Here is a 13955-nt window from a genome sequence, read left to right on the forward strand (position 1 = left end):
CTGCGGCCGCTACAGCCAGGTCTGGGGCTCCAGGAAGGTCTCCGGGGGCTGGGGACCGGCCAGCAGGGTTTCCGCCGCCGGATCCAGGGGGCCCGCCAGCAGCTCGGCTGCCTCGAGCCCGGCCCCCGGCGGCAGGACGGACTGGTCCGGATCGAACGCGGTGGGATGGGTCGTGCTGCAGGAGAAGCCGCGGAAGATCAGCAGCTCCAGCGGCTCGCCGTCGATCCGTCCCCGCAGGCGGAGCACCCGATCGGGGCGCTGGCGGCTCAGCTCCTCCAGCTGGCTCAGAAAATTCGAGGGCGGCTCAGAACTCACCGGCCACCCTCCCCTGCCGCGGCAGGCGCACCAGCAGCCACTGCAGCAGACCCACGGCGTAGGCCACCAGGGCCAGGTAGCCCACGAAGGCGGCCACGGCGGGGGTCCACTGGCCGCCGAACACGAAGCCGAAGACGGCGGCGACATGGCGGTGCAGCTCCGCCGGCGCCTGGATCCAGACCGCGCAGCGGGGCGAGGCCAGCCGGGCCGCATCCATGCAGCCCAGCGCCGTGGCGCTGAAGAGCGCGCCGAGCGGAGCCCAGAAGGTGATGGCCCAGCGCCAGATGCGCACCGTGAGGGGCAGGGGGCGCCACGGCGGCAGATCGGCCAGCTCCTCGTTGAGATCCACCCAGAACCACAGACTCACCACCAGCAGCAACTGGGCGATCACCGCCACCACCAGCCCGGCCGGCCGGCGGTCGGTGAGCAGCAGCACGGTGATCAGCAACAGGCTGGCCACCTTCCAGTAGATCCCCAGCAACCGCACCAGGGCCCGCTCCCGCCGCAGCGCGGCCCAGAGGAGCAGCACCAGCGGCAGACCGACGCTGAACAGCACGGCCAGGCGGTGATCAAGCCACACCAGGGAGCGGTACAGCGAATCCGGCACAGGCATGGTTCGGTAAGGCGCCATTATCCGCACCCCCTGGCGGCGATAGGGTCCTCCCCTATGGCTGCCTTTCCCCTGCCCCGCTGGTTGGCCCAACGTCTGGGGGGGCCATCGGATCCGGCCTGGTGCCGCACGGCGCTGGCCACCGAGCCCTCCCTGGAAGGATCGTTGCAGGCGCTGAGCCGCCAGTTGCGGGGCGTCGGCACGGCTGATCTGGCCCTGGTGTTCGTGTCGGCCACCTACGCCAGCGACCTGCCCCGGCTGCTGCCGCTGCTGCGCGAACGCTTCCGGGCCCGCCACTGGATCGGCTGCCTGGGTGGCGGCGTGGTGGGCACGCCAGCAGGCCGGGAGAGCCGCGAGCTGGAACAGGAGCCCGGGGTGAGCCTCACCCTGCTCCACCTGCCCGGGGCCATCCTCACGCCGTTCGCGATCGAGAACGGGCCCCTGCCGGACCTCGATGGCCCTGCCGAACCCTGGTTGTCACTGCTGGGCGAGCCGGATCCGGCCACCGACGCCTCGATGCTGCTGCTGATCGATCCCGGCTTCCCGGCCATCAACGACCTGATCAGCGGCCTGGACTACGCCTGCCCCACCGCCGTGAAGGTGGGGGGAATCGCGGGGCAGCACAGCGCCCGCCACGGATCCCTGCTCTTCGACGACCGCGTGTGCAGCGGCGCCGTGGGCTGCCTGATCGGCGGCGCCTGGGGGCTGGATCCGGTGGTGGCCCAGGGTTGCAGGCCGATCGGGCCGGTGTTCGAGGTGGAGCAGGCCCAGCGCAACGTGGTGCTGGAGGTGAGCCAGAACAACCGGCGCAACAGCCCGGTGGCGGCGCTGCAGGAGATCCTCACCGGCCTCAGCGCCGAGGAGCGCGACCTGGTGAAGCATTCCCTGTTTCTCGGCGTGGGGCGCAACAGCTTCAGCCTGGAGGGGCGCAACAGCGGGGAGCCTCCGGCATTCCTGGTGCGCAACCTGATCGGCGTCGATCCCCGCAACGGCGCGGTTGCGGTGGCCGAACGGATGCGGATCGGCCAGCAGGTGCAGTTCCAGCTGCGCGATGCCACCGCCTCCCGCCAGGAACTGCGCCAGCTGCTGCGGCGCCAGCACAGCCGGGAACCCGAACCGCTGGCGGCACTGCTGTTCGCCTGTCTCGGGCGCGGCCAGGGGCTGTACGGGGAGCCTGACGGCGACGTGAGCCTCTGCCGGGAGTGTTTCGGCGACCTGCCGGTGGGTGGAGCCTTCTGCAACGGCGAGATCGGGCCGATCGCCGGCAGCACCCAGCTGCACGGCTACACCGCCAGCTGGGGGTTCGTGGTGCCCCGACAGGGAGCGACCAGCGCCTGATGGTGCGGCAGCACGTCAATCCCCTCAGCCGCTTCTACCAGCAGCCCCGGCCGCTGCCGCCTCCGGCTGATCTGTTCCCCCGGCCGGAGTTGCCGATCCACCTGGACATCGGCTGCGCCCGGGGCCGTTTCCTGCTGGCCCTCGCGCCCTTGGAACCCCAGCGCAACTACCTGGGGCTGGAGATCCGCAGGCCCCTGGTGGAGGCCGCGGAGGCGGAGCGCCGGGCGCTGGGACTCGACCATCTCCACTTCCTGTTCTGCAATGCCAACGTGAGCCTCGAGCCGTGGCTGGAGGGCTTGCCGCCGGGTCTGCTGGAGCGCGTGAGCATCCAGTTCCCCGACCCCTGGTTCAAGAGCCGCCACCACAAGCGACGGGTGCTGCAGCCCGCCCTGCTGCGGGGGATCGCCGGCGGGCTCGCCCCCGGACGCCAGCTGTTCATCCAGAGCGATGTGCTGGCGGTGATCACGCCGATGGTGGAGCTGATCGAGGCCAGCGGCTGCTTCACAAGGCCGCCGGAGGACAGCCGGCCCTGGCGCCGAAGCAATCCTCTGCCGGTGCCGACGGAGCGGGAACGGCATGTGCAGGCCCAGGGACTGCCGGTCTATCGCGTGCTCTATCTCCGCAACGCGCAGGAGATGCCGCCGCTGCTGGAGCTGGAGCAGGTGCTGGAGGCCGGCGCGGGCGTCCCTGCCGGGGAGGCGCCCATAATCCCGCCAGAGCCGAGCCATCGCCACCGTGGGTGAATCCTCCAGCCCAGTGCCCGCCCCCCTGCTGCTGCGATGGCAGGGGTGGCTGGCCGAGGGGGGAGGGCCGCTGGCGGAGCGCTTGCTGCCCATCGCAGGACTCACCCTCTGCGTCCTGATGGCGGGTCTGCCGGTGCTGAGCCGCACTGGCCTCTCCCTGCTGATCCTGGCCAGCGGAATGCTGTGGCTGCTGCTGGTGCTGCGGCGCCCCGCCGCCGGAGTCGGCCCCATCCACGCCTGGATCCTGGCCATCCTGGCGGTGTCGCTGCTCGCCACAGGCTTCTCTCCGGTGCCGGTGGCCGCCGCCAAGGGCCTGCTCAAACTGGTGAGCTACCTGGGGGTCTACGCCCTGATGCAGGAGCTGCTCCATCAGGCTCCGCTCTGGTGGGATCGGATCGTGGCGGCCCTGCTGGGCGGCCAGCTGCTCACCAGCGTGATCGGGATCCGGCAGCTCTACGGCGACACCGGCGAACTGGCCCGCTGGGCCGACCCCAACTCCGTGAGTGACGGCACGGTGCGGATCTACGGCACGCTGGGCAATCCCAACCTGCTGGGGGGCTACCTGTTGCCGATCCTGCCGCTGGCCCTGGTGGCCCTGCTGCGCTGGCCGGGCTGGCCGCCACGGCTGTACGCCCTCAGTGCTCTCATCCTCGGCACAGCGGCCCTGGTGCTCACCTACAGCCGCGGCGCCTGGATGGGCCTGGTGGCCCAGGTGGCGGTGGTGCTGCTGCTGCTGGCGATGCGCCTCACCCGCTCCTGGCCACGGTTGTGGCGGCGGCTGGTGCCCCTGCTGCTGCTGCTCCTGGCCAGCGCCCTGCTGGCGGTGCTGGTGACCCAGGTGGAACCGCTGCGGGTGCGGGTGATGAGCCTGGTGGCCGGCCGTCAGGACAGCTCCAACAACTTCCGGATCAACGTGTGGCTGGCGGCGCTGGACATGATCCAGAGCCGGCCCTGGCTGGGGATCGGGCCTGGGAACGATGCCTTCAACCGCATCTATCCCCTGTTCCAGCAGCCCAAGTTCAATGCCCTCAGCGCCTACTCGATCCCCCTGGAGCTGGCGGTGGAGGCCGGCATCCCCGGTCTGCTGGTGGGGGTGGGTCTGGTGATCGCCGCCATCCGCCAGGCGCTCAGCGCGTGGTGGGAAGGCGGCTCCTGGGCCCTGCCGGCCCTGGCCGCCCTGGCCGTGATCGCGGGCCTGGGGGTGCAGGGCCTCACCGACACCATCTTCTTCCGGCCGGAAGTGCAGCTGAGTGCCTGGTTCAGCCTGGCCAGCCTCGCTGCCGCCGGGCGCCAGAGCTCCGCAGACCAGACGATGCCGCCACAGCCCTGAACCGATGGCCGCGCCCATCCCGGTGATCGCGGGCTTCGACGCCGGCCAGACCCACACCACCTGCCGGCTGGCCCTCTGCCCGCCCGGCGGCGGCTGCATCCAGCTGGCGGAAGGGGAAGGTCCCGGTGTCCGCCATCTGCAGGCCCCAGGCGGGCCGGCAGCGTTTCACGAGGCCCTGAGCGCCAGCCTGGCCGTGGCGCTCGCGGCCTGCCCCGCTGCCGTGGCGGCGACGGGACTCAGCGCGGCCGCCATCGGCGCCAGCGGCATCGAAGTGGGCAGTGCCGTGCAGGAGCAGGGCCGCCGGCTGGCCGCCGAGATCCTCGCTCTGCCGCTGGAACGGGTGGAGGTGACCGGGGACGAGCGCACCGCCCTGCGCGGGGCGATGGGGGAGGCCGCCGAGGGGCTGGTGCTGATCAGCGGCACCGGCACCATCGCCGTGGGGCGCAACCGCCACGGGCGGGAGCATCGCTGCGCTGGCTGGGGATGGCTGCTGGATGGCGCGGGCTCGGCGATGGACATCGGCCGCGATGGGCTCACCGCTTCCCTGGCCATGGCAGACGGCCGGGAGCCGGAGACCGCCCTGCGGCATCAGCTCTGGAGCGCCCTGGGCCTCGACCCGGCGGCGGCCGGGAGCCCGCAGGCCATCAAGGCCCTGGTGGTGCAACCGGACTTCGGCCCCGCCGGCTTTGCGGCGCTGGCCCCGGTCGTGGCGGCGGCGGCGGCGGCCGGTGACGCCGCCGCGCTGGCCATCGTGCAGCGCCAGGCGGGAGCCCTGGCGGCGATGGCCGCCACCATCGCCCGGGAGCTGCAGCTGGAGCCGGCGACCATCTGGCCGATGGGCGGCGTGCTGGAGCACCTGGCCGTGGTGCGGCAGCACCTGGCGCTGGCTCTGCGCGCCACCCTGCCCACGGCGGCCCTGCGGGCAGCGGCAGGGGATGCCTGCGCCGGGGCTCTGGCCCTCGCCGCCGAGCGCCTCCCCTGAAGCGTCCCGCACGACACCACGCTCAGGTCTTCGGCAGCAGAGCCCCGCCCAGCAGAGCCCCCTCCAGTGGGGCGTCCTGCAACTGGGTATCGCGCAGATCACAGCCCTGCAGATCCGCCTGGCGCAGATCGGCGCCGGTGAGATCGGCACCGTAGAGGCAGCAACCCTGCAGGTTGGCGCCATGCAGATTGGCGCCCCGGAGCAGGGCAAAGGTGAGATCAGCCCCCCGGAAATCGGCGGCGCCCAGGTCGGTGAGCTGGTCGAGACCGGAGCGGAAATCCGCTTCCACCAGGCGGGCCTGGCGCCAGTCGCTGCCGGCCGCCACCACCCCCCGCAGGCAGCAGCGGTGCAGGAAGGCCCCGCTGAGGCAGGCTCCCTGCAGGCGGGCGCCGGAGAGGTCCGCGTCCTGCCAGAAGGAGTGGGCCGCCTGCAGGGCGGACAGGTCGGCTCCCCAGAGCAGGGCCCGCTGGAAGCAGCAGCCTTCCACCTGGGCCCCCCGGAGCCGGGCACGGCCGAAGCGGGCCTCCTTGAAGCAGCTGCCCCCCAGGTTGCAGTGGGAGAGGTCGAGGTCCTGGGCGTCGAGTTCCCCCAGACGCAGACCCCGGAACTGGCGCTCCCCGGCCGCCAGGGCGGCCCGCAGCTGGGCCAGGGTGGCCGGCGGCCCTCCGGCCCGCGGGTGCTCCGCCATCTCCTCTGCCATCTCAGAGGATGGCCGCGAGGGCATCGAGCTGCTGGCGGCGCGCCGCCAGCAGGAGCTTCTGGGCCTGGGCGATCAACGCGAACACGGCCGGATCAATCACTGCATAGAACACGAGGGCTCCTTCCGGACGGCGCTGCACCACGCCCGCGATGGTGAGGAGCTTGAGATGCTTCGAGACCAGCGCCTGGCTGAGCCCGGTCTTCTCGACCACGGCCGTCACGTTGAGGGGGCCGGGCCGCAGGGCCTCCAGCACCGCCAGGCGGTTGGGCTCGGAGAACACCTTGAAGTAGTCGGCCAGATGGTCCACGGCCTGGCCCTCCCCGGCCCGAGCGACGCGCTGGCTCAATGTACGACAACTTCACATGTTCATGGCATCGCGTCATCACGCTGTCGTTATACAGTGACGTCGCCATGGCAAGGCCGAGGGCCCGCTCCTCCCGCCCGGCCCTGGCCTCGCCGCCCGCTTCCACCACGGCCATGACCGTCGCCAGCACCACTGCAGCAGGCCCGGCTCCCCATCTGCAGGAAAACCTGCTGACGCCGCGCTTTTACACCACAGACATCGCCAGAGCCGCCCGCACCGATCTCGACGCCCAGAGGGCCGCCTTCGAGGCGATGCTCACCGAGATGGAGGCCGACTACAACCGCGATCACTTCGATCGCAAGGCCCCGCTCGCGCGGCTGTCCGCCCTCAGCGCCGAGGAGAAGGAGGCCTACGAGAGCTACCTGGTGCGCTCCTGCGTGTCGGAATTTTCCGGTTTCCTGCTGTTCAAGGAGCTCTCCCGCCAGCTGCAGAGGGCCCACCGGCCGGAGCTGGGCCGTCTGTTCAACCTGATGGCCCGCGACGAAGCCCGCCATGCCGGCTTTCTGAACCGGGCCCTGGTGGCCGAGGGCATCGACATCGATCTGCCCGCCCTCAGCGGCAGGCGCCCGATCACGTGGTTCCCGCTCAACTGGGTGCTCTACTCGGTATATCTCTCCGAGAAGATCGGCTACTGGCGCTACATCCTGATTGACCGGCACCTGAAGGCCCATCCAGACCATGCCTTCGCGCCGCTGTTTGATTTCTTCGAGCCCTGGTGCCAGGACGAGAACCGCCACGGCGACATCTTCAACCTGCTGATCCGCTGCTGGCCGGAGCTGCGCGGCGGTGTGCGGGGACGCCTGCTGAGCCGATTCTTTCTCTGGAGCGTCTTTCTCACCCACAGCCTCACCGTCTGCGAGCGGGGTGACTTCTACCGGCTGCTGGGCATGGATCCCGATCACTTCGATGCCGAGGTGATGCGGCAGACCAACCGCACGGCCCGCCGCGCCTTCCCCGTGGTGTTCCAGCTGGAGGGCAGCGCCTATCTGGCCCTGCGCGATCAGCTGGTGGCCACGTTCCGGCAGCTCCGCGCCAGCCGGGGACAGCCCCTGCGCCGGCTGGGGCTGCAGGGGCGTTTCGCCCTGCTGCTGCTGCGCCAGTTCCTGCAACCGATGGTGCCCTCCACTCCGGCTGCCGCCTGAGCAGTCCCCCGGCCATCCCCTCCACCCCGTCGCCCATCGCCGCCATGCCCCTCACCCGTCCCGCCGCCGATCCCAGCGCCATGGCCGACCCCGGCATCCCCGAGCCCGGCATCCCCGAGCGCCCCATCTCCAACCACGCCATTCCCGGCGGGGATCGGGGGGCACGAACGCTGGGGCCCCGGCTGCGCAGACTGCACGCCCGCATCGGCAGGGCCCACCACCACGCCGAGGGCATGCGCTTCTCGAGGGCCCTGCTGGCGGGCCAGGCCGACCCCCGGCAACTGGCCGCTCTGCTGCGCGCCCTGGCACCGGCCTACGCCCTGCTGGAGCAGGAGGCCCCGCCCCTGGCGGCCTCGCTCGGCGCCACGGCCCTGCCCTGGGCGGATCTGGCCCGCACCCCGGCCCTGCGCCACGACCTCGCCCAGCTGGCGGTGCTGCCGGCCACCCCGCCCTCGGCGGCGGCGGCCATCTGGCTCGAGCAGCTGCGGGGGCTGGCCCGCCAGGCCCCGCACCGGCTGATGGCCCACGTCTACGTGCGCTACGGCGGCGACCTCTCCGGCGGTCAGCAGCTGGCCCAGCAGGCCGCGGCCATCCTGGCGCGCCACCAGCTGAGCACCCCCACGTTCTGGGCCTTCGCCCGTGGGATCCCGGCCCTGAAGCAGGCGCTGCATGACGGCATCGAGCAGCTGGTGCTGACGGAGCCGCAGGAGGAGGAGTTGCTGGACGAGGCCGAACAGGCCTTCGTCACCACCCAGCGGTTGCTGGCGGAACTGGCCGACCTCCTGCCGGAGCCGCCACCGGCCTGACGGCTGCCCATCCCCCCTCTCACCAGGGCCTGTCCCCCATCCCCCCCCGTCCTTCCACGCCACCGGCTCCATGGCCCCTGTTGCCTCTCCCCTCAGCCCCCTCGACCTGCTGCTCAAGTACGACCAGCCCGTGCCGCGCTACACGAGCTACCCCACGGCGGCGGCCTTCAGCGCGGACGTGGGCGCCAGGGAGCTCGGGGAGCAGCTGGCCGCGCCCACCACGGCCCCGCTCTCGCTCTATGTGCACGTGCCGTTCTGCCGCCATGCCTGCTGGTACTGCGGCTGCAACAAGATCACCACCCAGCTGGGCTCGAAGGTGGTGGAGCCCTACCTGGCCTCGCTGGAGCGGGAGCTGGAGCTGATCGCCGCGGCAATGCCGCAACGGCGGCGTCTGGCCCAGCTGCACTGGGGCGGCGGCACCCCCAACTACCTCAACGCCGAGGAAACCAACCGGCTCTGGGAGCTGATCGCCCGCCACTTCGACCTCGCCGCCGACCTGGAGGCCTCGATCGAGGTGAACCCCGAATTCCTCAGCCGCGATGGGGTGCTGCAGCTGCGGCAGCTGGGCTTCAACCGCCTCAGCTTCGGCATCCAGGACGCGGATCCGGTGGTGCAGAAGGCGGTGAACCGGGTGGTGCCGGTGGAGCAGCTGCGGCGGGTGATGGGCTGGCTGCGGGAGGCCGACTTCGCCAGCGTGAATGTGGACCTGATCTGCGGGCTGCCCCTGCAGACCCCGGAGCGTTTCCGCCGCACCCTGGAGCTGGTGGAGGAGCTGCGTCCGGATCGGGTGTCGCTGTTCTCCTTCGCCTACCTGCCGCAGCAGCTGCCGCTGCAGCGCCGGATCGCCGCCAGCGATCTGCCCAGCCAGCATGCGCGGATCACCATGCTCGAAACCGCCCAGGCCCTGCTCTGCAGCAGGGGCTATGAGGCCATCGGCATGGACCACTACGCCCTGGCCGGCGACAGCCTGGCTGCCGCGACCCGGGAGGACAGGCTGCACCGCAACTTCCAGGGCTACACCACGGGCGGCGAGCTGGAGCTGCTGGGGGTGGGGCCCACGGCGATCAGCCAGTTTCCCCACCTGTTCTGCCAGAACCAGCGCGACCTCAAGGCCTGGGCGGCGGAGCTGGCGCAGGGCCGCCTGCCGGTGGAACGGGGCCTGGTGGTGCGCGATCCGGCGGTGCTGGAGCGGCGGGAGCTGATCCGCCAGGTGATGTGCAGCTTCGCCGTGGAGCTGGACCTGGGGCGGTTCGCTCCGGAGTGGGGGAGGCTGCAGGAGCTGGCCGCCGATGGCCTGGTGCAGCTGCAGAGCCGGGGGGACCGCGGCGTGGTGCAGGTGACCCGGCAGGGGCGCTGGCTGATCCGCACGGTGGCCGCCGTGTTCGATCCGGAGCAGCGCCGCCGGGCGAGCGGATCGCGCCTGATCTGAGGGCCCTTCCTAGCCTTCAGGCCAGGGAGATCCCTCCATGCTGCTCTCCGCGTCCCGCCCGATCGCCAGCCTCAGCCCCGAGGAGGCGCTGGCGGCACTGCAGAGCCGGCCGGAGGGACTCGCGGCCACCGAAGCCAGGCGCCGGCTGGAGCAGTTCGGGGCCAACCGGCTGCCTCCCCAGCGCCGGCGCCCCCTGATCCTGCGCTTCACCGATCAGCTGCGGCACTTCATGGCCCTGCTGCTGTGGGCCGCCGGGGGCATGGCCTTCCTGGCCCGCACGCCGGAGCTGGGCTGGGCCATTTGGAGCGTGGTGCTCATCAATGCACTCTTCAGCTTCTGGCAGGAGTTCCAGGCCGAGCGCACCCTGGCGGCGCTCACCGAGGTACTGCCGCGCCAGGTGCGGGTCTGCCGGGACGGCACGGTGCAGTCGCTCCCGGTGGAGGAGCTGGTGCCCGGCGATCTGGTGGACCTGGAAGAGGGGGATCAGGTGCCGGCGGACTGCCGGGTGCTGACGGCGGCGGCGCTGTATCTCAATGTGGCCGTGCTCACGGGGGAATCCCTGCCGGTGGCCCGTTCGGAGGAGGCCCAGGACCAGAGGCTGCACACCTCGGAGACCCCCAATCTGCTGCCGGCCGGCACCACCGTGGCCGCCGGTCGGGCCCGGGCGCTGGTGTACGCCACCGGCTCGGAGACCGAGTTCGGCCAGGTGGTGCACCTCACCGCCGGCACCGAGCGCTCGGTCAGCACGCTGGAGGTGCAGGTGGGCCGCATCGTCCGCACAGTCACGGCCATCGCCCTGGCGATGGGCGGGCTGGCGTTCCTGGCCAGCCTGGCCTTCGTGGGCATGGGGCCGCTCGAAAGCCTGGTGTTCGCCATCGGCATCATCGTGGCCAACGTGCCGGAGGGACTGCTGCCCACGGTGACCCTGGCCCTGGCCCTGGCGGTGCGCCGCATGGCGGGCGACAAGGTGCTGGTCAGGCGCCTCTCGGCCGTGGAGACCCTGGGCAGCGTGAGCGTGATCTGCACCGACAAGACGGGGACCCTCACGGCCAACGCCATGGCCGTGCAGGAGACCTGGAGCCCCGATCAGCCCCTGTTTCTGCTGGCGGCGGCGCTCTGCTGCAACGCCCCGCTCCCCAAGCCCGGGGAGGACGGCGCCGGGACCGACACCGTTGGGGATCCAACCGAAACCGCCCTGCTGCAGGCGGCGCTGCAGGCCGGGCTGGCGCTGGAGCAGGAGCAGAAGCGGCTGCCCCGGCTGCAGGAGCTCCCGTTCGATTCGCTGCGGCGCCGGATGAGCGTGCTGCTGCACTGGCGAAACGATTCCCGCTGGCCGGAGCCGGCCGAGTGGATGGTGTGCAGCAAGGGGGCACCGCTGGAGTTACTGGGCTGCTGCAGCCACTGGCTTCAGGGGGGCGTCCCCCAGCCGCTTCGGGAGGCTGGCCTTCAGCAGGTGCGGGAGGCCAACGACCGGATGGCCCGCCAGGGCTTCCGGGTGCTGGCTGTGGCCGCCCGGCCGGCCGCCACGGCCGTGCTGGAGGAGAGCCACCTGGTGCTGCTGGGGCTGGTGGGGCTCTACGACCCCCCCCGGGCCGGCGTGGGCGAGGCGATCACCGCCTGCCATCGCGCCGGCATCAAGGTCACGATGGTGACCGGCGACTACGGCCTCACCGCCGAGGCCATCGCCCGCCAGATCGGGCTGCTGGATGCGCCGGTGCATCCGGGGCCCGATCCGGTGCGGGTGATCAGCGGCGCCGACCTCAGCCGTCTCAGCGACGTGCAGCTGCGCCAGGTGATCAAGTTCCGCTCCCGCCTGGTGTTCGCCCGCATGGCGCCCGACCAGAAACTGCGCCTGGTACAGGCCTACCGGGCCCTGGGCGAAGTGGTCGCCGTGACAGGGGACGGCGTCAACGACGCGCCCGCCCTGCGGGCCGCCGATGTGGGCATCGCCATGGGTCGCAAGGGCACCGATGTGGCCAGGGAGGCCGCCGACATCGTTCTGGTCGACGACAACTTCGCCAGCATCGTGTTGGCGGTGCGGCAGGGCCGTGCCGTGTTCCAGAACATCCGCCACTTCATCACCTACGTGCTGGCCTCGAACGTGGCGGAGGTGGCCCCGTTCCTGGCGATGCTGGTGCTGCGCATCCCGGCGGCGCTCACCGTGCTCCAGATCCTGGCGGTGGATCTGGGCACCGACCTGCTGCCCGCCCTGGGGCTGGGGGCCGAGCCCCCGCAGCCCGAGGTTCTGGGAGAGCCGCCACGGCGCCGGCACCAGCCCCTGCTGGACCGGAGCGTGCTGCAGCGGGCCTACCTGGTGCTGGGGATGACGGAAGCCGTGCTGGCGATGCTGGGCTATGGGCTGTTCTGGAGCAGCCACGGGGTGGGGCTGACTCTGCTGCAGACCCTGGCCACGGATCTGCTGCACCACACCGCTCCGCCGGAGGTGATCGTCCTGCAGCGGCAGGCCTCCAGCGTGGCCCTTGGATCGATCGTGTTCGGCCAGGTGGGCACCGTGCTGGCCTGCCGCTCGGAGTGGCGATCGCTGCGGCAGCTGCCGCTCTGGAACAACCTGCTGCTCTGGCTGGGGATCGCGGTGGAGCTGGCCGCCTTCGCGGCCCTGCAGGGCTCCCCTGCCCTGGCGGCCGTCTTCGGTCTGGCACCGTTGCCGCTAGCCTGGTGGGGGTGGCTGCTGGCCTGCGCCCCGGCTCCGCTGCTGGCCGATGAGCTCCACAAGCGTTGGCGCCGCCGCCCCGGCACGCCGGCAGGGTTCCTAGGGCCGCTGTTGCTCACGCGGCGTTGAGGTGCTGGTTGGCGAGGTAGGCCAGATGGCCCGCCCAGTGGTCCACGGCGGCCTGCTCGGCCGCTTCCACCATCACCCGCAGCAGGGGTTCGGTGCCGCTGGCACGCACCAGCACCCTCCCCTCCCCGGCCATGGCTCCCTCGGCCTGCTCAACGGCCTGGCGCAAGGGTTCGCAGCGCTGCCACTGCTGCCGGCGCAGGCGATCCGGCACGGTGACGTTCACCAGCACCTGGGGATAGGGGCGGAAGCTCGCCTCGAGCCAGTCCGCCAGGCTCAGGCCCTGCCCATGCAGCAGCGTGGCCACCTGCAGGGCCGTGAGCAGACCATCGCCGCTCATGCCGTGCCGGGCCGAGAGGATGTGGCCGGACTGTTCCCCCCCGAGACCGGCTCCCAGCTCCTCCATGGCGCGATGCACGTGCTGGTCGCCGACGGGTGTTCGCTCCAGCACGCCCCCCTTGGCCTGCCAGGCCCGCTCGAAGCCGAGGTTGGACATCACGGTGGCCACGATGCGCTGATCGGGCAGCAGGTCACGGCCCAGCAGGGCTGAGCCCCAGAGGTAGAGGATCTGATCACCGTCCACCATCCGGCCCAGTCCGTCCACCGCGAGCATGCGGTCGGCGTCGCCGTCGAAGGCGAACCCCATCGCCGCCCCGTGGGCGAGCACGGCCCGGCGCAGGGGCTCCAGGTGGGTGCTGCCGCAGCCCACGTTGATCCTGGCTCCATCGGGCTGGCCGTGGAGCACGATCACCTCGGCGCCCAACGCCCGGAACACGGCCTCGCCACAGGCGGTGGCGGAGCCGTGGCAGAGGTCGAGCACGATCCGGCAGCCGTCGAGCCGGCGCCCTTCCACGCTCGCCACCAGGCTCTGGCGGTAGTCGCCCATCAGGTCGCCGCGGTCGCGGGCGGTGCCGGTGCCGCTGAAGGGGCAGGCGCCCGCATGGCCGGCGAGACCGGCCTCGATCGCCCGCTGCTGCGCCGGGCTGAGCTTCGCGCCGGATGGGCCGAAGAGCTTGATGCCGTTGTCGTGCGGCGGGTTATGGCTGGCCGACACCATCAGGCCGCCCGCGGCTGAGGCCCGGCGGATCACCCCGGGAACGGCGGGGGTCGGACAGAGCCCGAGCTGCCAGACATCGCGGCCCGCCGCCGTGAGCCCGGCGGTGAGGGCGGCGGCGAGCATCGGGCCGCTCAGCCGGCTGTCCATCCCGATCACCACCGGCCCCTCCGCCGGCAGCACCTCACCGGCCCAGTAGCCCAGCTGCAGGGCCAGGGCCGGCGTCACCTGGGTGCCGACATGGCCGCGGATCCCATCGGTGCCGAACTCGGCCTCGCCTTCCCCGAGGGGATGACCCAACGGATGGGACAGGGTCGGGGCCATCGCAGCGCAGCTGATCGGCGC

General features: G+C 72.0%; 13 protein-coding genes. 8 read left to right on the top strand and 5 right to left on the bottom strand.

The genetic code is table 11. From position 1 onward, the window contains the following. Positions 1 to 9: 9 nt before the first annotated feature. Complete coding sequence (locus tag CBM981_RS08955; RefSeq protein ID WP_087068127.1) at positions 10 to 315, bottom strand: hypothetical protein; 306 nt, start codon at positions 313 to 315, stop codon at positions 10 to 12. Next, positions 305 to 922 (bottom strand): DUF3177 family protein, encoded by a 618-nt coding sequence (locus CBM981_RS08960; RefSeq protein WP_087069304.1) that lies wholly within the window; start codon positions 920 to 922, stop codon positions 305 to 307. Before CBM981_RS08960 ends, CBM981_RS08955 begins: the two co-directional genes overlap by 11 nt. Positions 923 to 982: 60 nt before the next feature. Between CBM981_RS08960 and CBM981_RS08965 the strand changes: the two genes are divergently transcribed. From CBM981_RS08965 to CBM981_RS08980, 4 genes are read left to right on the top strand one after another with little or no spacing between them, the layout of a single operon-like run. Next, positions 983 to 2263: an FIST N-terminal domain-containing protein gene (locus tag CBM981_RS08965; RefSeq protein WP_087068128.1), complete on the top strand. Its 1281-nt coding sequence runs from the start codon at positions 983 to 985 to the stop codon at positions 2261 to 2263. Between the two features lie 2 nt (positions 2264 to 2265). Beyond that, positions 2266 to 3006, top strand: coding sequence for a tRNA (guanosine(46)-N7)-methyltransferase TrmB (gene trmB / locus CBM981_RS08970; RefSeq protein WP_087069305.1), 741 nt, complete (start codon positions 2266 to 2268; stop codon positions 3004 to 3006). Next, positions 2999 to 4336, top strand: a complete 1338-nt coding sequence (locus CBM981_RS08975) for an IctB family putative bicarbonate transporter (RefSeq protein ID WP_087068129.1) — start codon at positions 2999 to 3001, stop codon at positions 4334 to 4336. Before trmB ends, CBM981_RS08975 begins: the two co-directional genes overlap by 8 nt. A 4-nt stretch (positions 4337 to 4340) precedes the next feature. Then, a complete protein-coding gene (locus tag CBM981_RS08980) occupies positions 4341 to 5318 on the top strand; it encodes a BadF/BadG/BcrA/BcrD ATPase family protein (protein ID WP_087068130.1) in 978 nt (325 codons plus the stop codon). Positions 5319 to 5340: 22 nt separating this feature from the next. Here the strand turns inward: CBM981_RS08980 and CBM981_RS08985 are convergent, their stop codons facing one another. Further along, entirely contained in the window at positions 5341 to 6006 is a 666-nt protein-coding gene (locus CBM981_RS08985; RefSeq protein ID WP_087069307.1) for a pentapeptide repeat-containing protein, read from the bottom strand. A 13-nt stretch (positions 6007 to 6019) separates the two neighbouring features. Next, positions 6020 to 6325 carry a helix-turn-helix transcriptional regulator gene (locus CBM981_RS08990; RefSeq protein WP_087069306.1) on the bottom strand — a complete coding sequence of 102 codons (306 nt, stop codon included), beginning with the start codon at positions 6323 to 6325 and terminating at the stop codon, positions 6020 to 6022. A 170-nt stretch (positions 6326 to 6495) separates the two neighbouring features. Here CBM981_RS08990 and acsF point away from each other — a divergent pair, with 170 nt between their 5' ends. The 4 genes from acsF to CBM981_RS09010 all read left to right on the top strand — a co-directional run bounded on the left by acsF (position 6496) and on the right by CBM981_RS09010 (position 12559). Continuing rightward, entirely contained in the window at positions 6496 to 7524 is a 1029-nt protein-coding gene (gene acsF / locus CBM981_RS08995; protein WP_087068131.1) for a magnesium-protoporphyrin IX monomethyl ester (oxidative) cyclase, read from the top strand. A gap of 44 nt (positions 7525 to 7568) precedes the next feature. Next, complete coding sequence (locus CBM981_RS09000) at positions 7569 to 8330, top strand: biliverdin-producing heme oxygenase (protein ID WP_087068132.1); 762 nt, start codon at positions 7569 to 7571, stop codon at positions 8328 to 8330. Between the two features lie 70 nt (positions 8331 to 8400). Further along, positions 8401 to 9759, top strand: a complete 1359-nt coding sequence (gene hemN / locus CBM981_RS09005; protein WP_087068133.1) for an oxygen-independent coproporphyrinogen III oxidase — start codon at positions 8401 to 8403, stop codon at positions 9757 to 9759. Positions 9760 to 9796: 37 nt separating this feature from the next. After that, entirely contained in the window at positions 9797 to 12559 is a 2763-nt protein-coding gene (locus CBM981_RS09010; protein ID WP_087068134.1) for a cation-transporting P-type ATPase, read from the top strand. On the opposite strand, the gene glmM is transcribed toward CBM981_RS09010, so the two are convergent. Continuing rightward, entirely contained in the window at positions 12546 to 13934 is a 1389-nt protein-coding gene (glmM, locus tag CBM981_RS09015; RefSeq protein ID WP_087068135.1) for a phosphoglucosamine mutase, read from the bottom strand. The two genes, CBM981_RS09010 and glmM, sit on opposite strands and share 14 nt — an antisense overlap. Positions 13935 to 13955 lie beyond the last annotated feature (21 nt).

This window comes from Cyanobium sp. NIES-981 (assembly GCF_900088535.1).
Classification (GTDB): Bacteria; Cyanobacteriota; Cyanobacteriia; order PCC-6307; family Cyanobiaceae; genus NIES-981.

Excerpts from the sequence above, each read along its gene's own strand:
- CBM981_RS08965 (WP_087068128.1), top strand. The coding sequence starts at position 983 with ATGGCTGCCTTTCCCCTGCCCCGCTGGTTGGCCCAACGTCTGGGGGGG.
- CBM981_RS08980 (WP_087068130.1), top strand. The coding sequence starts at position 4,341 with ATGGCCGCGCCCATCCCGGTGATCGCGGGCTTCGACGCCGGCCAGACC.
- CBM981_RS08985 (WP_087069307.1), bottom strand. The coding sequence starts at position 6,006 with ATGGCGGAGCACCCGCGGGCCGGAGGGCCGCCGGCCACCCTGGCCCAG.
- acsF (WP_087068131.1), top strand. The coding sequence starts at position 6,496 with ATGACCGTCGCCAGCACCACTGCAGCAGGCCCGGCTCCCCATCTGCAG.
- CBM981_RS09000 (WP_087068132.1), top strand. The coding sequence starts at position 7,569 with ATGCCCCTCACCCGTCCCGCCGCCGATCCCAGCGCCATGGCCGACCCC.
- hemN (WP_087068133.1), top strand. The coding sequence starts at position 8,401 with ATGGCCCCTGTTGCCTCTCCCCTCAGCCCCCTCGACCTGCTGCTCAAG.
- CBM981_RS09010 (WP_087068134.1), top strand. The coding sequence starts at position 9,797 with ATGCTGCTCTCCGCGTCCCGCCCGATCGCCAGCCTCAGCCCCGAGGAG.
- glmM (WP_087068135.1), bottom strand. The coding sequence starts at position 13,934 with ATGGCCCCGACCCTGTCCCATCCGTTGGGTCATCCCCTCGGGGAAGGC.